1 pseudogene is annotated in these 218 nt (G+C 27.5%); it reads left to right on the forward strand.

From position 1 onward, the window contains the following. Positions 1–218: pseudogene (locus B3578_RS01970) on the forward strand (transposase); the annotation flags it as partial.

Genomic DNA, 218 nt, shown 5'->3' on the forward strand with positions numbered 1-218 from the left:
GACATTCATTTTTTGAAAGATATAAAATCTCAACTGTAAGATTGTGTGCTACTTGGGGATAAAGGTTATTTGTCACAAACAATTCAAATTGACTTATTTAATGAAGCTAATATACGATTAGAAACATCGAAAAGATCCAATCAAAAAGATTACAAACCTCAGTTTTATCCATTCAAAAAGTATCGAAAAAGAATTGAAACTTTATTTTCTCAACTATG

The organism is Empedobacter sp. UBA1574 (genome assembly GCF_002322895.1).
GTDB classification, from domain to species: Bacteria; Bacteroidota; Bacteroidia; order Flavobacteriales; family Weeksellaceae; genus Empedobacter; species Empedobacter falsenii_B.